General features: G+C 72.9%; 21 protein-coding genes. 10 read left to right on the forward strand and 11 right to left on the reverse strand.

Annotated features, from left to right (window positions below; genetic code table 11):
* A partial coding sequence (locus F9B16_RS53930; RefSeq protein WP_318839281.1) for a DUF2630 family protein occupies positions 1-311 on the forward strand: 311 nt, incomplete at its 5' end.
* On the forward strand, positions 308-1252 hold the full coding sequence (locus tag F9B16_RS37690) for an LLM class flavin-dependent oxidoreductase (protein ID WP_225992294.1): 945 nt from the start codon (positions 308-310) through the stop codon (positions 1250-1252). The genes F9B16_RS53930 and F9B16_RS37690, both read left to right, overlap by 4 nt.
* Positions 1253-1257: 5 nt before the next feature.
* Here F9B16_RS37690 and argS read toward each other — a convergent pair whose 3' ends face one another.
* A complete protein-coding gene (gene argS / locus F9B16_RS37695) occupies positions 1258-3018 on the reverse strand; it encodes an arginine--tRNA ligase (RefSeq protein WP_151545015.1) in 1761 nt (586 codons plus the stop codon).
* A 186-nt stretch (positions 3019-3204) separates the two neighbouring features.
* Positions 3205-4446 carry a phosphate acyltransferase PlsX gene (gene plsX, locus F9B16_RS37700; RefSeq protein WP_151545016.1) on the reverse strand — a complete coding sequence of 414 codons (1242 nt, stop codon included), beginning with the start codon at positions 4444-4446 and terminating at the stop codon, positions 3205-3207.
* Positions 4447-4699: 253 nt separating this feature from the next.
* Between plsX and F9B16_RS37705 the strand changes: the two genes are divergently transcribed.
* A complete protein-coding gene (locus tag F9B16_RS37705; RefSeq protein WP_225992295.1) occupies positions 4700-5095 on the forward strand; it encodes a hypothetical protein in 396 nt (131 codons plus the stop codon).
* A 27-nt stretch (positions 5096-5122) separates the two neighbouring features.
* On the opposite strand, the gene F9B16_RS37710 is transcribed toward F9B16_RS37705, so the two are convergent.
* Genes F9B16_RS37710 through F9B16_RS37720 form a run of 3 tightly spaced genes read right to left on the reverse strand, consistent with a single transcriptional unit; the run spans position 5123 to position 7187 of the window.
* On the reverse strand, positions 5123-5476 hold the full coding sequence (locus F9B16_RS37710) for a hypothetical protein (RefSeq protein WP_151545018.1): 354 nt from the start codon (positions 5474-5476) through the stop codon (positions 5123-5125).
* Positions 5473-6384, reverse strand: coding sequence for an alpha/beta fold hydrolase (locus tag F9B16_RS37715; protein ID WP_151545019.1), 912 nt, complete (start codon positions 6382-6384; stop codon positions 5473-5475). Before F9B16_RS37715 ends, F9B16_RS37710 begins: the two co-directional genes overlap by 4 nt.
* Positions 6381-7187 (reverse strand): DUF998 domain-containing protein, encoded by an 807-nt coding sequence (locus tag F9B16_RS37720; RefSeq protein WP_225992296.1) that lies wholly within the window; start codon positions 7185-7187, stop codon positions 6381-6383. The genes F9B16_RS37715 and F9B16_RS37720 overlap by 4 nt, the downstream gene beginning before the upstream one ends.
* A gap of 386 nt (positions 7188-7573) precedes the next feature.
* Between F9B16_RS37720 and F9B16_RS37725 the strand changes: the two genes are divergently transcribed.
* On the forward strand, positions 7574-8860 hold the full coding sequence (locus tag F9B16_RS37725) for a KamA family radical SAM protein (RefSeq protein WP_151545020.1): 1287 nt from the start codon (positions 7574-7576) through the stop codon (positions 8858-8860).
* A gap of 71 nt (positions 8861-8931) precedes the next feature.
* The gene (locus F9B16_RS37730; RefSeq protein ID WP_151545021.1) at positions 8932-9282 is read left to right on the forward strand and encodes an SCO4225 family membrane protein; all 351 of its coding nucleotides are present in this window, start codon (positions 8932-8934) and stop codon (positions 9280-9282) included.
* Here F9B16_RS37730 and F9B16_RS37735 read toward each other — a convergent pair.
* Positions 9274-10464, reverse strand: a complete 1191-nt coding sequence (locus F9B16_RS37735; protein ID WP_151545022.1) for an MFS transporter — start codon at positions 10462-10464, stop codon at positions 9274-9276. The two genes, F9B16_RS37730 and F9B16_RS37735, sit on opposite strands and share 9 nt — an antisense overlap.
* A 57-nt stretch (positions 10465-10521) precedes the next feature.
* Here F9B16_RS37735 and F9B16_RS37740 point away from each other — a divergent pair, with 57 nt between their 5' ends.
* The gene (locus tag F9B16_RS37740) at positions 10522-11496 is read left to right on the forward strand and encodes an ArsR/SmtB family transcription factor (RefSeq protein ID WP_151545023.1); all 975 of its coding nucleotides are present in this window, start codon (positions 10522-10524) and stop codon (positions 11494-11496) included.
* 50 nt (positions 11497-11546) lie between these two features.
* On the opposite strand, the gene F9B16_RS37745 is transcribed toward F9B16_RS37740, so the two are convergent.
* The 3 genes from F9B16_RS37745 to F9B16_RS37755 form a co-directional block, all read right to left on the reverse strand.
* Entirely contained in the window at positions 11547-12068 is a 522-nt protein-coding gene (locus F9B16_RS37745) for a YbhB/YbcL family Raf kinase inhibitor-like protein (protein ID WP_151545024.1), read from the reverse strand.
* Positions 12069-12256: 188 nt separating this feature from the next.
* Complete coding sequence (locus F9B16_RS37750; protein WP_225992297.1) at positions 12257-13054, reverse strand: ABC transporter ATP-binding protein; 798 nt, start codon at positions 13052-13054, stop codon at positions 12257-12259.
* Positions 13047-14015: an ABC transporter permease gene (locus F9B16_RS37755; RefSeq protein WP_151545025.1), complete on the reverse strand. Its 969-nt coding sequence runs from the start codon at positions 14013-14015 to the stop codon at positions 13047-13049. Before F9B16_RS37755 ends, F9B16_RS37750 begins: the two co-directional genes overlap by 8 nt.
* Positions 14016-14155: 140 nt before the next feature.
* Between F9B16_RS37755 and F9B16_RS37760 the strand changes: the two genes are divergently transcribed.
* Entirely contained in the window at positions 14156-15736 is a 1581-nt protein-coding gene (locus F9B16_RS37760) for a bifunctional phosphatase PAP2/diacylglycerol kinase family protein (protein WP_225992298.1), read from the forward strand.
* A gap of 182 nt (positions 15737-15918) precedes the next feature.
* On the opposite strand, the gene F9B16_RS37765 is transcribed toward F9B16_RS37760, so the two are convergent.
* Together F9B16_RS37765 and F9B16_RS37770 are read right to left on the reverse strand one after the other, a co-directional pair.
* A complete protein-coding gene (locus tag F9B16_RS37765) occupies positions 15919-17088 on the reverse strand; it encodes a cytochrome P450 (RefSeq protein WP_151545027.1) in 1170 nt (389 codons plus the stop codon).
* Complete coding sequence (locus tag F9B16_RS37770; RefSeq protein ID WP_151545028.1) at positions 17085-17528, reverse strand: 2,4'-dihydroxyacetophenone dioxygenase family protein; 444 nt, start codon at positions 17526-17528, stop codon at positions 17085-17087. Before F9B16_RS37770 ends, F9B16_RS37765 begins: the two co-directional genes overlap by 4 nt.
* A gap of 107 nt (positions 17529-17635) precedes the next feature.
* On the opposite strand from F9B16_RS37770, the gene F9B16_RS37775 reads away from it, so the two are divergent.
* From F9B16_RS37775 to F9B16_RS37785, 3 genes are all read left to right on the forward strand, one after another.
* Positions 17636-17857 (forward strand): DUF6158 family protein, encoded by a 222-nt coding sequence (locus F9B16_RS37775; protein WP_151545029.1) that lies wholly within the window; start codon positions 17636-17638, stop codon positions 17855-17857.
* 243 nt (positions 17858-18100) lie between these two features.
* A complete protein-coding gene (locus F9B16_RS37780) occupies positions 18101-18973 on the forward strand; it encodes a VanW family protein (RefSeq protein ID WP_151545030.1) in 873 nt (290 codons plus the stop codon).
* Between the two features lie 53 nt (positions 18974-19026).
* Positions 19027-19569, forward strand: coding sequence for a YceI family protein (locus F9B16_RS37785; RefSeq protein WP_151545031.1), 543 nt, complete (start codon positions 19027-19029; stop codon positions 19567-19569).
* Positions 19570-19781 lie beyond the last annotated feature (212 nt).

The following is a 19781-nucleotide window of genomic DNA, read 5'->3' on the forward strand; positions in this document are numbered from 1 at the left end:
GGCCGCGCACCGCGCGCGCCGGCCGGCGATCCATCACGGCCGCCTCACGGGAGGGCCCATTGGACGAGAAGGACATCCTGGCGCGCATCGACGAGTACGTCGGTGAGGAGCAGCGGCTGCGCGACCGCTACCAGCGCGGCGACCTGGACCGCGACGAGGAGCACCGGCGACTCGAGGACCTCGAGGTGGCCCTCGACCAGTGCTGGGACCTGCTGCGCCGCCGCCGGGCCCGGATCGACGCGGGCGCCGACCCCGGCGACGCGGACGCGCACGTCCGCCCGCCGGACGAGGTCGAGGGGTACCTGCAGTGACGCAGCCCCTCACCCGGCGGGCGGGGCTGCGCTTCGGCCTGTCGCTGGCGCCGGACGCGTCCGTCCCGCTGGTCCGCATCGCGCAGGACGCGGACCGGTACGGGCTCGACCTGCTCGGCGTCCGGGACCGGCCGTACCTGCGCGACACCGCCGACGCGCTGACGCTGATGGCGACGGCGCTGGCCGTCACGTCCCGGATCAGGGTGCTGCCCGCCGTGGCGTGCCTGCCGCTCCGGCCGCCCGCGCTGCTCGCCAAGGCGCTCGCCACGATGGACGCCCTGAACGGCGGCCGCGTGGAGCTCGGGCTCGGCGCCGGCGCGTCCTGGGACGGTGTGGAGGCCTACGGCGGCCGGCGGCTCGACGCCGCCGCGGCGCGCCGCTCCCTGGAGGAGGCGGTGCAGATCATCCGGCTGCACTGGAGCGACCAGAACGGGCTGCGCTTCCAGGGCGAGCACCACCGGTTCGCCGCCGCGCAGGCCGGGCCGGCGCCCGCGCACCAGATCGGGATCTGGTTCGGGGTGACCGGGCCGCGGGCGCTCGACCTCGCGGGCCGCGTCGCCGACGGCTGGATCGCGCCGTCGTCGCTCGTCCCGCCGAAACGGCTGGCCGAGGGGCAGCGCCGCCTCGACGACGCCGCCGCCCGGGCGGGGCGCGCCCCGTCCGAGCTGCGCCGCGTCTACCTGCTCGAAGGCTCCATCGACGCGCGCGACTCGCGCGGCTTCCTGCACGGGCCGCCGCGCCAGTGGATCTACGAGCTGACGGAGCTGGCCGTGGGCCACGGCGTCGACACGTTCCTGTTCGGCGGCGACCCCGGGCAGCTTCCGGTCTTCGCGCTGGAGGTCGTGCCGGCCGTCCGCGAGCAGGCCGCTCGCGAAAGGCGGGGCCTCACCGCCGGTGCGGCGCGGCACGCCGCCCCGGCGCAGGCCGCCCCGGCGCACTGACCTCGCTACATGCGTTCCGGGGTCGGGACGCCGAGGAGACCGAGGCCGGTGGTGAGGGTGCGGAGCGTGGCGGCGCACAGGGCCAGGCGGGACGCCTTGGTCGCCTCGTCCGGGGCCTTCAGGACCGGGCAGTTCTCGTGGAAGGTCGTGTAGGCGTCGGCGACCGCGTAGATGTAGCTCGCCAGCTTGTGCGGCTCGGCCGCGTCGTAGGCCTGCTCGACCGCGGTGCCGAAGCCCAGCAGCTGCAGGGCCAGGGCCCGCTCGGCCTCCTCACCGATCACGATCGGCCCGGTCGCCGACTCCGGGTCGGTGCCCGCCCTGCGGAAGATGGACCGGATCCGGGCGATCGCGTACTGCAGGTAGGGGCCGGTGTTGCCCTTGAACGAGATCATCCGGTCGAAGTCGAAGATGTACTCGCTGTCGCGGGCGACCGACAGGTCCGCGTACTTCACCGCGCCGATACCGACCGCGTCGGCGATCTGCGCCCGCGCCTCGGGGCCGAGCGAGTCGTCGGGGTTGACCTTGTCGTACTCGGCCGCGGAGCGCTCGACGGCCTCGTCCAGCAGGTCGATGAGCCGGACGGACTCGCCCGAACGGGTCCGGAACCGCTTGCCGTCCGTGCCGAGGACCATGCCGATCTGGGCGTGCTCGGCCCGCACCCCGTCGGGCAGCCAGCCGGCCATCCGGGCGGCGGCGAACACCATCTGGAAGTGCAGCGACTGATCCGCCCCGACGACGTAGATGATCCGGTCGGCGCCGAGGTCCCGCACCCGGTGCCGGATGGCCGCCATGTCGGTGGTGGCGTAGCCGTAGCCGCCGTCGCTCTTGCGGATGATCAGCGGGATGGGCGCGTCGTCGCGGCCGGTGAACCCGGGCGGGAACACGCACAGCGCGCCGTCACTGAGCTGCGCGACGCCCGAGCTCTCCAGCTCCTCGGACACGGTGTCGAGCATCGGGTTGTAGATGCTCTCGCCGGCGAGGTCGGCGTCGGTGAGGGTGACGCCGAGCCGCGCGTAGACCTTGTTGATGTAGATGACCGTGTCGTCGATGAACTGCTGCCAGAGCCGCAGCGTCTCGGGGTCGCCCGACTGCAGCGTCACGACCCGGCGCCGCGACCGCTCCGCGAACTCCGGGTCGGAGTCGAACTTGGCCCGCGCCGCCTGGTAGAAGCGGTTGATGTGGCCGGCCGACAGCTCGGCGGCGGCGGCCTCCTCGCCGACGTCGAGCAGGTGCTCGATCAGCATGCCGAACTGGGTGCCCCAGTCGCCGAGGTGGTTCTGCCGGACGGCCCTGTGGCCGAGGAACTCCAGCATCCGCACGATCGAGTCGCCGACGATCGTCGTCCGCAGGTGGCCGACGTGCATCTCCTTGGCCACGTTCGGCGCCGAGTAGTCGACCACGACCGTCTGCGGCTCGGCCGCCTTCGGCACGGTCAGCCGCTCGTCCTCGAGGACCCGCTGCGCCTGCCCGGCGATCCACTCGTCGCTCAGGGTGAAGTTGATGAACCCGGGCCCGCTGACCTCGACGCCGGACGCGACGTCCGCGACGTCCAACTTCGCCACGATCTCGTTGGCGATCTCGCGCGGGTTCTGCTTCTCTCCTCGCTCACCCTGCAGTCGCTTGGCCAGCGGCAGCGCCACGTTGGCCTGAAGGTCGGCGAACTGCGACGGCCGGATGACCGGGTCGGCGTCCGCGTACGACGGTCCGAAGGCGGCGCTCAGCGCGTCCTGGACCCGGGCGGCGAGTACGAGTTGCGGATCGGGCATGTCTCAAGGTTATCGGCTGTGCTTCCACAACCACGGCCCAAGGGCCTCGCCCGGGGGGCTCGGCCCTTGACCGTGATTGGGCGAGCGCGGCCTCGCTTCGCGAGCTTCCCGTTGGGGGCTCGCCTTCGGCTTCGCCCCCAACGGTCAGATAACGCGCTCGCGTGACGGCTGGGGTGCCTGGTCAGGTTATGTCGCGGCGGGTGGTTCGGTGTGTTCTGGTTCGGGTGCGGGGGTTGGGGGGTGCGGCGCCGGTTCTGTGGGTTTGGGGGCGTCCGCGGGGCGCTCGTGCGGCTTCGGTGCCCTGTCCGGCTTGTCCTGGGGGTCGCGCTTGTCCTGGGAGTCGCGTTCGCTGTGCGTCCAGCGGCCGAACCGGGACGTCCGGGTCGCGGCGACCTGCTCGCGGATCCGCTCGACGATCCGCCCGGACGCCAGCCGGTGCGCCAGCTCGCACGCCGAGGTGATCGCGCGGGCGTGCGAGGCGCCGTGCGCGATGACGACCGTCCCGTTCAGGCCGAGCAGGACGCCGCCGCCGTAGGTGTCGGGGTCGAGGCGGTCGCGCAGTTCCTGGAGCCGGCGGCGCTGGAGGAGGGCGCCGACCCGGGCGGGCGCGCTGGCGGTCATCGCGGCGCGGATCTCCGCGAACGCGGTCCGGATCGTGCCTTCCATGGTCTTGAGCGCGACGTTGCCGGTGAAGCCGTCGGTGACGACCACGTTCACCTCGCCTGCGAGCAGGTCGTGGCCCTCCACGTTTCCGGCGAACTCGATGCCGTGGCTGCCGCCGGACAGCAGCTCGTACGCCCGCTTGGTGACCTTGTTGCCCTTGCCCGGCTCGGATCCGATCGTCAGCAGGCCCACGCTCGGCCGCTCCACGCCGAGCAGGATCTGCGCGTACGCGGTGCCGAGCGCGGCGAACTGGACGAGCCCCTCCGGCTTGACGTCCACGGTGGCGCCCGCGTCCAGCAGGATCGTCGGGCGCGGCGCGGTCGGCAGCGCCACCGCGATCGCGGGCCTCATCACGCCCTGCTGGCCCTTCAGCCGCAGCCGGGACGTCGCGACGACCCCGGCGGTGCTGCCCGCCGACACCAGCGCCGACGCCCGGCCCTGCTTGATCAGGTGGCAGGCGATCGCGATCGACGACCTCGGCTTGCGCCAGCTCGCGAGCGCGCCCTCGCCCATGTCGAGGGCCTCCTCGGCGTGCACGATCGGGATCTTCCCGGCGAAGCCGTGCCGGTCCAGCTCGCGCTGGATCCGCGGCGCCTGCCCGACCAGCACGACCCGGACGCCGTGCTCGCGGACGGCGTCGACCGCGCCCTCGATGATCTCGCCGGGCGCGTGGTCGCCGCCCATCGTGTCGACCGCGATCGGCAGCGGCCGCACCGTCGCCGGACGGCGGGCCGCCGGGCGCGGCGGCTCGCCTTGACCGGTCATGGGTCGCTCCAGGAGGGGAGAGGGACGGGTGGCGCGCGCGAGATCCGCAGCTCATCGCATGGTAAGTCCTCGGTTCGGGTGCCTTGGCGGTGCGCGCCCCGAGGTGGCGAGCCTCACGCGCCCGGGAGAGCCGCGCCCGCCGCGCCGGACGGCCCGCCGCGCCGGGCAACGAATGCGCATGATCAGGGAAAAGTCCGACACGTACCGCATGCGACCCGGTACGGACGGTGATGTAGCGGACGTGGAAATGGTGATGAATCGCAAGAAGGCCCTGATCCTGGGCTCCGCCGTGCTCCTCGTCCTGGTGGTCGCGGGCGCCGCCGCGTGGCTGCTGGTCACCTCGGGCGGCGAGCTGACGTACAAGACGCAGGCGGCGCTGCGCAAGGCGATGCCGGCGAAGGCCGCCGACGAGCTGAGCGTGCGCGGGGTGACCCTGCAGTCGCCGCTGAAGTGCCAGAACCTGCCCGGCTGGACCAAGCACAGCATGCGGGTGTCCTGCACCGGCACGACCGCCGACAACAAGCAGGTCAAGGTGCTCGGCAGCGGCGAGCAGCAGTCCAAGAAGAACTACTTCACGATCCTGGTGGACGGCCGCCCGGTCGTGGAGAACGCGCAGTGCCTCGGCACCGCCTGCCACAAGAAGAGCTAGGCGGCGTGACCGGGAGCCGCCGCGCGGTCAGGAGCAGCCGAGGCCGAGGCAGCCCTGGTCCAGCACCTGCCGCCCGGCGACGGTGACGGTGTAGTCCTCGACCGGGTGCGCGCTGTCGGCGTCGCGGGCGGTGCCGGCGACCACGACGGGCTGCCCCGCCTTCGTCCGCGCGGTGCAGGACACCCGGACGGTGTCGCCCGTCTTCGGCGTCCGGCAGGTCGGGCGGGCCTTCAGCCGGATGTCCCGCTTCTTCAGCTCGGCCACGACCCCGTCGGTGACGGCGTTGCGGTAGGACTCCTCGGAGATCCGCTGCATCACCTTGCACCCGGACACGGACACGGCCAGCACCGCCGCCAGGACGAGGGCCTGGAGGCGCCTCATACCGTCTCCTCCGCCCGCAGCACCTCGGCGACCGCGTCGGCGACGGCGTCCGGCCGGTCGAGCTGGACCATGTGCAGCGAGTCCGGAAGGTCGACCTGGCTGCCGTAGGGCGTCATCTTCGCCAGCCGCGCGTGCCCCTCCGACCATTCGCGCTTCCTCGCCTCGCCCTTGAGGTCGCCGAGCGCGGTCAGCACGACCAGCGGGACGGCCGGGAACGGGCGGCGCTCGCGGAGCCGCGCCAGGTCGACGGCCTGCTCCCGGTACGCGATGTCCTCCGCGATCACGGTGCCGAGGACGGTCCCGCGCCCGTACACCGAGCGGACGACCGCGTCCGGGACGGGTTCGTCGCGCCGGCTGGTGTGCTTGAGGACGGCCCGCCGGCCGAGCGGCCCGAGGACCTTCGCCAGGCGCGTCGCGCCGAAGAACACCCCCGCCGCCGTGGCGAGGGGCGTCACGGCCGCCGCGTACCGGACGAGTTCGTGCGGGTGCGGCTCGTAGCTCGGGTCGACGAGGACGAGGCCGCGCACGAGGTCCGGGCGGAGCCGGGCGAGCGCCTCGGCGTGGAACCCGGCCATCGAGTGCGCGACGACGGTCACCGGCCGGCCGGCCCGCTCGGCGAGCGCGGCGAGGACGTCCGCCTCCCGGCGCAGCGTCGGCGCGGCGATCGCGGCGGGGCTGAGGCCGAGCCCGGGACGGTCGAAGGCGATCACCCGGTTCCGGTCGCGCAGCAGGTCGGTGCTGGGCCGCCAGTCGAACCAGGCGCCGCCGAGGCCGGAGCTCAGCAGCAGCGGCGGCCCGTCCGGCGGGCCCTCCTCGACGACGTGGACCTGCTCGCGGCCGACGTTCACGAGCTCGCTCGCGGCGGCGCCGGCGGCGCTCCTCGGGCTTCTCGGGCTCCTGTCGCTCATAGGCACGTCTTCTCCCGTAGCGGCGGCGGGGAGGCCGGGGCCCGCCCGGCGTTCCGGCGGTCGATGTAGAGCGCCCAGGCGATCAGCAGCAGCCCGGCGCACAGGACGCTGATCTGCACCCGCTGGATGATGCCGAGCCAGCGGCCCAGGTACATCGCGAGCAGCGTGCTCAGCGCGAACACGGTCTCGGCCGCCGCGACCACCCAGCCCCAGCGGGCCAGCACGGGCCACCACCCGTAGCGGCGCGCGGCGAGCGACAGCAGGAACAGCGCGATCACCCCGCAGGTGATCACGACGGTGCTGGTGACGGAGTGGAACTCGTGCGAGAACGACACGTGCTCGGAGCGCTCCCGCAGCGCGCACCAGGTCTCCAGGTTCGGGGCGCAGTCCAGCGGGAACGAGGCGTCGCCGATCGCCCAGATGCCGAACAGGCCGAGGAACGCCCAGCCGGCGGTGGCGAGCGGGCGGCGGCGCAGCCGGCGCAGCGTGCCGGCCGACACGATGATCGACAAGATCCCGGTGATCAGGTCGCCGCCGCTGTAGACGAGGTGGAAGGGCTGGTCGATCGCCGACAGCTCGCTGACGTAGCCGTTGACGACGTCCAGGTCGGGGCTCAGCCAGTTCTCCAGGAAGAAGGAGGCGTAGAAGAGCGCCGCGAGGAACGCCAGGACGATCACATAGCGCGGGGCGGCCCCGGGGCCGCCGGGGTCGTGGAGGTCCGGTCCGCCGCTGCCGGGCCGGGGCGCGGTTCCGCCCTGGCCGCCGGCCGGCTCGGCCGGACTGCCTGTGTCATGGGAGTGCACACCAGCCCCTTCGCCCGTCCGCGGTGCCGCCCTCGCCAGTATTTCCGAACATCGTGTCAGCGTGTGACCTGGGGCGCGGTTTCCGGAGTATCCGCTGGCCGAAGCGTGGCCCTCCCGTGACGGAGAGGTTGACGTCCCGTAGTCGTTGAACAAGGGGCGCGGCGTCCACGATGATGCAGGGGCGATTTGTCGGGATCCGGGCTGACCAGCTTTTTCCCTACCCTGTAGGGGGTATCAATTCGGTATGAACCGGTCCCAAACGGTTGAATGGGGGTGTCCTGCGGCTTCCTGATCACCGTCCGTGACGACGTGCCCGGGGGCCCGCTTCCCCCGCTGACATCAAGGAGTACCAACACGTGACACTGGTGAACGACGCGGCTCCCGCAATGCGATCCACCGGTCGCAAGTTCCGCGCCTTCACGGCGAAGCACCTGGACGAGCTCACCGCTCGCGCCGGTCTGTCGCCCGAGCAGCGGCTCGCGACCCGCGCGGTCGCGACGGTCCTGCCCTTCCGGACCAACGCCTACGTCATTGAGGAGCTCATCGACTGGTCGGCCGCGCCGGACGACCCGATCTACCGGCTGGTGTTCCCGCAGGAGGACATGCTCCCCGCCGAGGACGTCGCGCGGCTGTCCGACCTGCTGCGCCGCGAGGCCCCCAAGGCCGAGATCGAGGCCGCCGCGCACGCCGTGCGGATGAGGCTGAACCCGCACCCCGCCGGGCAGCTGGAGCTCAACATCCCGAGCTTCGGGGACGGCAAGATCCCCGGGATGCAGCACAAGTACGACGAGACGGTCCTGTACTTCCCCAAGCAGGGGCAGACCTGCCACGCGTACTGCACCTACTGCTTCCGCTGGGCCCAGTTCGTCGGGGAGCCCGACCTGAAGATGGCCGGCGACGAGCCCGCCGCGCTGCGCGACTACCTGCTCGCCAACCCGCAGGTGACGAACGTCCTGTTCACCGGCGGCGACGCGATGATCATGGGCGAGCCGGTGCTGCGCCGCTACCTCGAGCCGCTGCTGGAGCTGGAGCAGCTGGAGGCCATCCGGATCGGCACCAAGTCGCTGGCGTACTGGCCGCAGAAGTTCGTCACCGACCCCGACGCCGACGACATGCTCCGGCTGTTCGAGCAGGTCGTCGAGTCCGGCAAGAACCTCGCCTTCATGGCGCACTTCTCGCACCCGCGCGAGCTCGAGCCGCTCATGGTCGCCGAGGCCTGCCGCCGCATCCGCGACACCGGCGCCGTGATCCGCACCCAGGCCCCCCTCATCCGGACGATCAACGACGACGCCGCGACGTGGGAGACCATGTGGCGGGTCCAGACCCGGATGGGCCTGATCCCGTACTACATGTTCATCGAGCGCGACACCGGACCGCAGGACTACTTCGCCGTCCCGCTCGCCCGCGCCTACGAGGTCTTCCGGGACGCCTACAAGAACGTCTCCGGGCTCTCCCGGACCGTCCGGGGCCCGTCCATGTCCGCCACCCCCGGCAAGGTGTGCGTGGACGGCGTCCTCGACCTGATGGGCGAGAAGGTGTTCGCCCTGCACTTCATCCAGTGCCGCGACGCGGACCTGGTCGGCAGGCCGTTCTTCGCGCGCTACGACCCCGACGCGGTCTGGCTGGACGACCTCAAGCCCGCGTTCGCCGACCGTTTCCCCTGGGAGAAGTAGGTACATTCCGGGCGTCGCCTGAGTACCCGTACTCAGGCGGCGCCACCGGGCCCACGGCGAGCATGGGCGGCATGTTCTCCTCATTCTCCGCCCGCGCCCCCCGTTCCCCCCGGCCCGCCCGGGGGACGGCCTACCGGGTGCGGCTCGCCATCGCCGTCGGCTACGCCGCCGCCGTCACCGTCGCGACCGGGGTCGTCCTCGCCGCCGACCTGTTCGCGGACGACCCCGGGTTCATCGGCGTCTGGCTCATCCTGGTCACCGCACCGCTGTCGCTGGTGGCCCTGGCCCTCTTCGAACTCCCCGGCGAGATGCCGCAGGCCGTCACCAACGTCCTGTTCTACGTCGCGACGACGGGTGCCGGGGTGATCCAGGCCTGGCTGATCTGGCCCGGGAGCCTGCGCCGCCGGAAGACCTCACCGTAGGTGGCGCGCCAGCGCCAGGCATGACAGCAGGGACGCGGCGCCGCAGAGGGCGATCACCTGCGGCGCCGGGAGGAAGTCGCCGAGCGCGCCCGCGCCGCCGATCGCGGCGGCCTGGCCGGTCATGATCCCCGTGCTCGCCAGCCCGATCGCCTGCCCCCGCACCGTCTCCGGCGCCGCGTCCACGAGCCGGCGCTGGAGCGGCAGGTCGTAGCCGAGGCCGAGGTCCGCCGCGAACAGCAGGGCGCAGGCGACCGGAAGCGCCGGGTGGAACGCGAACAGCAGCAGCGGCGCGCCGGTGAGCAGGGCCAGCGGGAGCATGAGCCGGTCGCGCAGTGCCGGCCGGACCCACCGGCCGATCAGCAGGTTGCCCGCGAGCATGCCGGCCGCGCCCGAGGACAGCGGCAGGCTCGCCGCCCCGGCGTGCCCCAGCCCGCTCGCGTAGGGGACCATCAGCCCGTCCGCGCCGACCGACAGCGACAGCGGCAGCCAGAAGGCCAGCAGCAGGCCGCGGGTGGTGCGCCCGGACAGCAGGAGCCGGTTCACCCGCCAGGTCTCGCGGGCGACGCCGGACGTCCCCCGGTTCGGGGGCGGGACGTCCGGCAGGCCGAACCGGGCGAGCGCGGCGGCCGCGGCGGCGCTCCCGGCGGCCAGCCAGAGGGTGCCGGCCGGGGTGAACGCCGCCAGCAGCAGCCCGCCGGCCGCCTGCCCGGCGATCTGCGCCCCGGCCGACGTCATCGTGAACAGCGACCGCCCCAGCACGAACCCGTCGCCCGGGAGCAGGGCGGGCAGCCTGCCCTGCACGCTCGCGCCGCCGACGGGGGCGAACAGCCCGAGCAGCGTGATCAGCGCGATCGTCACGGGGAGCGGGACGCCGCCGCACGCCACGACGGCCGTGACCGCGAACCGGAGCAGGTGGTGGCCGGTGAGCAGGCGGCGGGCCGGAACCCGGTCGGCCAGCGACAGCAGGAACGCACCGCCCGCCGCGTGGGGGAGCATCCCGGCGCAGAACACCGCCGCCGAGGCGAGCGCGGACCCCGTCGTCTGGAAGGTCCGCACCGCCAGCGCGATCATCCGGATCGAGTCGCCGGTCACCTGGAGCGTCTGCAGGCCGAACAGCGTCCGGAACTCGGGGACGCCGAAGAGGTCGCGGTAGCGCGCGGACGCGATGCTCGGTGCGGTCACGGCGACAGCCTCGGCCACCGCGTCCCGGCCGGATAATGTTTCGGGGAGGAGCGAAACATGTATCGGATCGAGGTCGGCCCCGGCGACCTGGCGGCGAGCCGGTTCGGCATCGCCCCGCTGTACGAGACGCTCCACGCGATCGCCCTCGCGTCCGGCCGGAGCCCCGCCGGCCCGGTGCGGCCGTGGCTGGACCGCGTCCGGCCGAACTACCGGGCGATCGCCGGCGACCCGGCGGTCCGGGCACTGGCCTTCCTGAAGCGCCGGCACGGCTACGTCGCCGATTTCATCTCGCCGCCGCCCGCCCGCCCGAACCTGACGGTCGCCGAGCAGCTGGACGTCGTCCGCGCCACACCGCTCGAGCAGGCGCGGGCGGAGATCGCCCGCAACGTCGCCGATCTCCCCGCACCGGAACCGGACGTCCGCGCCGTCCTGGAAGGCGACGACGTCGTGCGGCGGCTCGCCGGCGGCCTGGAGGCGGCGTGGACCGCCCTCATCGAACCGGACTGGCCGGTCGTGCGGTCGATCCTCGAGCAGGACATCGTGCACCGCGCGGGACGCCTCGCCGCCTACGGCTGGGCGGAGGCCCTCGACGGCCTGTCGAGGCGGGTGCGCTGGCGCGCCGGCGTCATCGAGGTCGACATGCCGGGCGAGGAGACGTCCCGCCTGGACGGCACCGGGCTGATGCTCGTCCCGAACGCGTTCAGCGAGGTCGGCGTCGCGCTGGAGCGGAACTGGCCGCACACGCTGATGTACCGGGCCAGGGGAGTGGCGGCCCTGTGGGAGGGCCGGGAGCCGCGCGTGGACGACGCGCTCGCCCGGCTGCTCGGCCGCACCCGCGCCGACCTGCTGCGCGCGCTGGCCGAGCCCGCCACGACGACCTGGCTCAGCGCCCGGCTCCGGGTCAGCCTCGGCGGCGTCGGCGACCACCTCGCGGTGCTGCGCGCGTCGGGCCTCGTCACCCGCGAGCGCAGCGGCCGCTCCGTCCTGTACCGGCGGACGGCCGTGGGGGACGTGCTGGTCGGCGCCTCCTGAGGCCGCCCCGGCGACCGGGACGGCCTCAGCGGGACGGCCTCAGCGGGGCGTCAGACGCCGTACTCGGGGACGATCGTCGCGCGGGCGAGGGTGTGGGCGGTGATGTTGAAGCCCGCGACGGCCGGGGAGACGTCGGAGTCGATCCCGAGCGACTCCACGTCCAGCGCGTGCACCGTGAACACGTACCGGTGCGGGTCGCCGGGCGGCGGCGCGGCGCCGCCGAACTCCTTGTTCCCGTAGTCGTTGCGGGCGTGGATCCCGATCTTGGTGTCGGCGGTGCCCGCGCCCGTCGGCAGCTCGGTGACGTCCGCCGGGATGTCGAACAGCGTCCAGTGCCAGAACCCGCTCCCGGTCGGGGCGTCGGGGTCGTAGCAGGTCACGGCGAAGCTCTTGGTGTTCTCCGGGAACCCCGACCAGCGCAGGTGCGGGGACCGGTTGCCGCCGCTGAACCCCCAGTCGTCGAACACGTGCTTGTCGTCGAGCTGCTCGCCCTCCGCGACGTCGTCGCTGGTCACGGTGAACGACGGGACCTCGGGAAGGTGCTCGTGCGGAAGCGGTGGCCGGCCGGCCATGGCGACCTCCTCGTCAAGGGATCAGTTGTCACTCACATCTCTATCAGGCGGGTCAGGTCTTGACCGCGCCCATGGTGAACCTGCCCTCGCGAGGTCCTCCGCGACGAACGTGTCGGACGGGTCGTCGTGTACCTACTGCGGCGTCCCGGCCTGCCGCGCCCGGCCGTGCTCGTCCGCTGTGACGCGGATCACTTTCCGGCGGCCTCGGTGTAGGCCGCGATGACCTCTTCCGGGTCGCCGTCCATCCGCATCCGGCCCTCGTCGATCCAGATGACCCGGTCGCACATCTCCTTGACCGTGTCCAGCTGGTGCGCGACGAGGAAGACCGCGCCGGCCTCCTTGCGCAGCTCCTCGATCCGGGCCTTGCTCTTGCGCTTGAACTTGGCGTCGCCGGTGGCGAGCGCCTCGTCGATCAGCAGCACGTCGTGGGTCTTCGCCGCGGCGATCGCGAACCGGAGCCGCGCCCCCATGCCGGACGAGTACGTCCGCATCGGGTACTGGATGAACCCCTCCTTGAGCCCCGCGAAGTCCACGATCTTCTGGTACTGCGCCTTCGTCTGCGCCGGGGTCATCCCCATCGCCAGGCAGCCGAGCACGATGTTGCGCTCGCCCGTCAGGTCCTTCATCAGCGCCGCGTTCACGCCGAGCAGCGACGGCTGCCCGTCGGTGTACACCGCGCCGCTGTGCGGCGGCAGCAGCCCCGCGATCGCCTTCAGCAGCGTCGACTTGCCGGAGCCGTTCGTGCCGATGATCCCGACCGCCTCGCCGCGGTACGCGACGAACGACAGCCCCTTGATCGCGTGGACCTCCTTCATCGAAGGACGGTTCTTGCGGCGCAGCACCCGGGAGAACGCGCTGGCCGCGTTGCCCTTCCCGCCCGCGCCGTACACGCGGTAGATGATGTGCAGGTCGTCGACGACGACGATCGGCTCGCGCGCGGGGTCGACGTCGATGATCGTCCCGCCGCGCACCTTGGTGTCAGCCACGGCCGTAACGCTCCTCGGCACTGAAGAAGAACAGGAACCCGCCGACCAGCGCGACCGCCGACCAGGCACCCGCGTAGATCCACAGCTGGGTGGTGGACTCGGTCAGCTTGTGCTGCACGAAGTGGCGGTACTCGCCGAGCAGCTGGTGCCGGCTCAGCTCCACGTACACGTAGGCCGGGTTGGCCTTGAGGATCTCGCCGATCCACGGATGCGTCTTCAGCGCGTGGCTGCGGTGCAGCAGGTCCGGCAGGCTGAAGATCACGCCGGACAGGTAGAGCCAGGTCCGCATGATGAACGGCAGCAGCTGGCTGACGTCCCGGTTGAACGCCCCGAGCCGGGCCATCACCATGCTGATCCCGACGTTGAACATCAGCTGCAGCAGCAGCACCGGGACGAACATCAGCATCTGGACGCTGATCGGCTCCCCGAACGCGAACACGATGCCGAGCAGCACGATCAGCGACAGCAGCAGCTGCTGGAACTCCACCGTCGCGATGGCGAGCGGCAGCGTCGCGCGCGGGAAGTGCAGGGCCCTGATCAGCGACAGGTTGTCGCCGACGGACTTGGATCCCGACGTGATCGAGCGCTGTGTAAACCCGAACATGAACACGCCCGTCACAAGGAAGGGAATGAAGTCGGGGACGCCGCGCTTGGTGTTGAGGAGGACGCCGAAGATCAGGTAGTAGACCGAGACGTTCAGGATCGGGGTCAGCAGCTGCCAGACCTGACCCAGTCGCGAGTCGGTGTACATCGAGATGTTCTTGGCCGAGGCGAACGCCCAGATGAAGTTTCGCCTGGCCCACACACTCTGGATGTACTTGCGCAGCGGGGGGCGCGCCGCGCTCTGCCTCAATCCGTACCGTGCGGCGTAGGCGGCCAGCGTCTCGTTCACGTGAGGAGACTCCGCGATCGTGCCGACCGACTCGCCACCCGATGAACCGAGCCGTTGCGGGTGACTCATGCCGGGAAGCCTATTGCAGTCGATGATGTGTCAGTGACGTTCACCCGCATGTGACCCCCGAACTGAGATCATTACGGAATCTTGTCGTCGCCCCTGGGGATACCCGGGGCATGCGGTCCAACCATTCTCGGTCACTGCCCGTGCTCCGCCGTCCCGGGGCCCCCTCGTCCGCCCGCACCGCCTCCCCCGCCTGGTCTCGCGGCCCGTACCGGGCGGTGCTGAGCCGGCTCGGGCGCGCCGACCGGTGGGCGTTCGACCGGGTCGCCGCGGCCCGGCTGCCCGGCCTGGAGTACGTCCTGCCCCGGCTGTCGAGGTCCGCCGACCACGGCGTGCTCTGGTTCACCACGGCGGCGGCGCTCGGGCTCACCCGGCGGCCCCGGCTGCGGCGCGGCGCGCTGCGCGGCTCGATCGCGATCGCGGTCGCGAGCCCGGTGGTCAACATCCTGGGCAAGCAGGCGTTCCGCCGGGCGCGTCCGGTCGTGGACCTGGTGCCGCCGATCCGGATCCGGTGGAAGCTGCCGACCTCGCACGCCTTCCCGTCGGGGCATTCGGCGTCCGCGGCGGCGTTCGCGGCCGGGGTGGCGCTGGAGGCGCCCGCAGCGGTGGCGGCGCCGGTCGCGGCGACCGCCGCCGCCGTCGCGTTCGCCCGCGTCTACACCGGCGCGCACTACCCGGGCGACGTGCTCGCCGGCCTCGGCATCGGCGCGCTCGCCGGGCTCGGCACGCGGCTGGTGTGGCCGGCGCGCCCTCCGGTGGCCCGCGTGACCCGGGCCGAGGGCGAGGACGTCCAGGTCACCGCTGACGGGCGCGGTGTCGTCGCGGTCGTCAACCCCGGCTCGGGCGGCTCGGGCGAGGCGACCCGCGGGATCCTGCCGGGCAGCGCCGAGGTGGCGGCCGGGCTGCTGGAGCGCGAGCTCCCGGCGGCGGAGATCGTCGTGCTGGAGCCCGGCCAGGACGTGGAGAAGGCGTTCGCGGAGGCGGCCGCGCGGGCGGACGTGCTCGCGGTCGTCGGCGGCGACGGCACCGTCAACGCGGCCGCGCGGGCCGCGCTCGACCACGACGTCCCGCTGCTGGTCGTGCCCGGCGGGACGTTCGACCACTTCGCCCGGGCGCTCGGCGTCGAGTCGCCCGCGCAGGCGATCGCCGCGTACCGGGCCGGGCGGCTCGGCCGCGTGGACGTCGCCTACGCCGCGCCCGCCGCGCCCGGTTCCGGCGACGGCGGCGAGCGGCTGTTCCTGAACACGGCGAGCTTCGGCGCCTACACCGAGCTGGTCGACCGGCGCGAGCGGCTGGAGAAGCGGCTCGGGAAGTGGCCTGCGCTGGCGGTCGCCGCCGTCCGGACGCTGCGGCACGCCGAGCCCGTCGAGGCCGTCGTGGACGGGCACCGGCGGCATGTGTGGCTGGCGTTCGTCGGCAACGGCGTGTTCGGCTCGCACGGCGCCGCGCCGACGTGGCGGGAGCGCCTGGACGACGGGCGCCTGGACGTCCGCATGGTGTCGGCCGGGCGGCGGATGCCGCGCGTCCGCGCGGTCGCCGCGGTCCTCGCCGGGCACCTGCACATGGCGCCCGGCTTCCGGGCGTGGCGCGCCGGCGGCCTGGAGGTGCTCGCGGAGGGCGGCGAGCTGCGGCTGGCGCGGGACGGCGAAGTGGCCCCGGCGCCGCCGGCGATCCGGTTCGGCAAGCACTCCAGGGCCCTCGCGGTCTTCCGCCCGGAGTGCTGACCGGCCCTCCGCCCGGACGCCTGACGGTCTTCCGCCCGGACGCCTGACGGGTCATCTGCCCGACGCCTGACGGTCTTCTGCCCGACGCCGGGCCGGCGCGGGGAGTTCGGCGAAGGTTCAGCCGGCTGTAACCGCGCCCGGCGGCCGGTCGCGAGGTCGCGGCCGGCCGCGGGAGCCGGTTCTCAGCCGAACGCGAGGCTTAGCCCGCGGAGCCCGACGACCACCGGCGAGCCGTTGTAGACCGGCTCGCCGGTGAGCGTGATCGTCCCGTACCGGGACCGGAGCTCTTCGAGGACGAGCCGCATCTCCATCCGGGCGAGCGCGGCGCCGAGGCAGAAGTGCGGGCCGTACCCGAACGCCAGTCCCGGTGCTTCGGGGCGTCTCATGACATCGAAACGGTCGGCATCAGGCCCGAACGCTTCCGGATCACGGTTCGCCGACCCGTACAGCAGCATGATGTGCTCGCCGGCCTCCAGCTTCTTCCCCGCCAGGACGGCCGGGCGTGTCGCGGCGCGGAGGAAGTAGACGACTGGGGACGTCCAGCGCAGGATCTCCTCGATCGCCGTCGGCATCGCCTCCGGCCGCTTCATCGCCTCCCACTGCTCCGGGTTCTCCGCGAACGCCAGCAGCCCGCCGGAGATCGCGTGCCGGGTCGTCTCGTTCCCGGCGACGAGCAGCTGGATCAGGAACATCACCATCTCGATGTCGGTGAGCCGGTCGCCGTCCACCTCGGCCTGCGCGAGCTGCGAGATCACGTCGTCGCGCGGCGCGGCCCGCCGCTCGTTCGAGACCTCGACCAGGTAGACGCCCGCCTCCATCCGCAGCGCGGCGCGCTCCTCGTCCGACAGCTCCGGCGCCGCGCCCGGGATGATCGACTCCGACCAGCGGAAGAACCGCGGCCAGTCGTCCTCCGGGATGCCGAGCAGCAGGCAGATCACCTGCAGCGGCAGCGGGACGGCGAGCTCGGCGACCACGTCGAACGGGCGGCCCGCCTCGACCGGCTCCAGCAGCGCCCGGATCCGCTCGCGGACCGCGCCCTCCAGCCGCCGCATCGCCGACGGCCGGAACGCGGGCGCGACCAGCCCCCGGTACCGGCCGTGCTCGGGCGGGTCCGTGTGCATGATCGTCGGCGGCGTGTCGAACGGGACGCCGATCTCGTCGATCAGGATGCCGTCGCCCGACCGATACGCCGCCGGGTCGCTCGCCACCGCGTGCACCGCCGCGTGCGACCCCGCCACCCACAGCGGCAGCGCCGGATGCCGGACGAGGCCGCCCTCCGCCCGCACGGCCTCGTACAGCCCGTACGGATGGCCCTGCGCGAAGAACCCGTCCGGAAAGCCGTCCGGGATCACTGGAGGATGCCCTGCGGTCTCGCTATCCCGGCGTCGTCGCACATCGCGTAGTAGGCGTTGAGCGTGGACTCGCCGTCGGTGACTCCCGTGATGTCGCCGTCGGCGTCGTACTCGATGAAGGCGCCTTCGAGGATGAACAGGATGTCGCTGTCCTCCTCGATGGTGAGGGTGTGGACGGAGCCGGGCGGCTCGTAGATGAACGTCCCGGCGTGGTAGTCGATGCCGTACTCCTTGTAGCGCCAGCGCCCGGAGAACGTGTAGGCGTGGACGCCGCCGGTGTGCTTGTGGGTGGGCAGCTGGAACCCCGCCTCGAAGCGGTTGCGCACCACCCAGGTGTCGGGGGAGACCCTCAGGACCTGGAGGCCGACCGGGCCGATCGTGACCCAGGGGATGTCGTCGGAGTGGACGTGGCCGACCAGGGGACCGCTCGTCTCAGTCATAAAGCAAACGCTAGGTAGGTCATCGCGGGCGCGCAAGACCCGCGATTCGCCCTCCCTCGACCGGGTAGGAGACCGACGCCCGCGAACCGCTGGAGGAGGTACCGCACATGGCGATGGGAGTCAGCCCCGCCGAGCTCACCGACGACGACCTGCTCCGTGAGCTGGGGCACCTGTACGAGACCCGGATGGACGCGCTCCGGCACGCCGCCGACCAGGCCTACGGCGAGCACACCCAGCGGATGGCGCAGCTGGAGGCCGAGTACCTGCGAAGGCGCCCGGCCCGCGAGATCGACCCGCAGCGCCTGCGCGAGGGCGCCCGCGCCCGCTGATCCCCCACCGAGCGCCAGAGACGCCGTCGCCCGGCCGGTTCCGCGCCACCGGCCGGGCGTTCGGCATGCCCGGACGCGCCCGCGCCGGCCGTCCGGCCGCCGTCCCGCCGCACAGCGTCGGCCTCGGGGCTTGTGTTCGTGTTGTTCCGGCAAAGGCGGGGGTGTCGGGCCGAGGCGGGGAGGAGGGTGCGGTGCCAGGATCCTGACGGGCGAGGACGCCCGGGATCCTCGGGGGGTGGATCGGTGGGACGGACCCGGCTGGGGCGGTACGGACGGGCGTGGGCGGACGAGCCGGGCCTCGGGGAGTGCGTGCGGCGCTGGTGGCCGTTCGCGGTCGGCGCGCTGGCCGCCACGGGGCTGCTGCTCGGCGCGTACCTGTGGGCTCCGCGCAAGTCGGGCGCGTCGGTGGCCGCCGGGCCGGTCCTCCGCGATTCCGCGCGGCCGGACGCCGGCGCCGCGTCCGCGCGGCCGATGGCGTCCTACACGACCCGGTTCCAGCCGGGGCAGCCGCGCGTCCGCAACATCGAGCTGGCCGCGCGGATGCTGGACGGGCGGGTCGTGCGGCCGGGCGCGACGTTCTCCTTCAACAGGGCGGTGGGGCCGCGGACGCGGCGGCTCGGCTACGTCCCGGCGCCCGCGATCATGGGGTCGCGGCTGGTAAAGGACGTGGGCGGCGGCATCTGCCAGGTGTCCACGACGCTGTTCAACGCGGTGTTCCGCGCGGGCCTGGACATCCGGAAGGCGCGCGCGCACACCATGTGGATGCCGGAGTATCCGGAGGGTCGCGAGGCGGCGGTGGCCTATCCGAACCTCGACTTCACATGGAAGAACGACACGGACGCGCCGGTGCGCATCCAGGTCGGCTATACGGGGGACTCGCTGACGGTGAGCCTGTGGGGGCACCGCCGGTACGAGGTCCGGTCGCGGACGTCGAAGCGGTACGGGTTCTCGCCGTTCGAGGCGGGGTCGGGGCACGGGCGCCGGTGCGTCCCGATGGCGGGCCGGAAGGGCTTCAAGATCGACGTGTGGCGGACGCTGCTGTCCGCCGGCCGCCAGGTGCGGCAGGAGAAGTTCCACACCGAGTACCGCGCGCAGCCCGAGGTCACCTGCGTGTAGACCCCGGCGGGGCGCGCGCGGGAGCGCGCAAGGGCGCGTGGCAATGTGAGGGCATGACCGTTCGAGAGGGAACGTACGAGCTGGGCCCCGGTGACGGGCGGCTGCTGCTCCGCACGAGCCGCAGCGGTCTCGGCCGGCGCGCCGGCCACGACCTGACCATCGAGGCGAGCAGCTGGACGGCGGAGGCGGCGGTCCGCGAGCCGCTGGAGGAGTCGTCGGGCAAGGTGGTCGTCGTGGTGGACGGCCTGGAGGTGCGGGAGGGCACCGGCGGGGTGAAGCCGCTGTCGGACAAGGATCGGCTGGACATCGCGGACAACCTCCGCAAGGTGCTGGAGGCCCGCCACCACCCGGAGATCACTTTCGTGTCGACCGCGATCGACGCCGAGGCGGGGGAGATCGAGGGCGACCTGACCATCATGGGCCGGACGAAGCCGGTCCGGGTCCGGGCGGAGATCGACGGGGACCGGCTGCGCGGCGGGCTGACCGTTCAGCAGACCCGCTGGGGGGTCAAGCCGTTCTCGGCGTTCTTCGGCGCGCTCCGGCTCGCCGACGAGGTCGAGGTCGAGTTCGACCTGCGGCTCTCCGAGGCCGGATGATCGGCCGCCGCTGACCGCTCCCACCGGAAGATGATCATGCACTAGGGTGCGAAGCCGCGCATTCCAGGCATCTGATCTTCTGGGGGGACGGCATGACGGCGGTGAGCAGGAGGGACTTCGGCAGGGCGGCCGGGCTGGCGGGCCTCGGCGCGGCGGCGCCCGCGCTGCTGGCGGGCTGCTCGTCCGGCGGCTCGGCGCGCACGGCGCAGGCC

The sequence above is a fragment of the Actinomadura montaniterrae genome (genome assembly GCF_008923365.1).
GTDB classification, from domain to species: domain Bacteria; phylum Actinomycetota; class Actinomycetes; order Streptosporangiales; family Streptosporangiaceae; genus Spirillospora; species Spirillospora montaniterrae.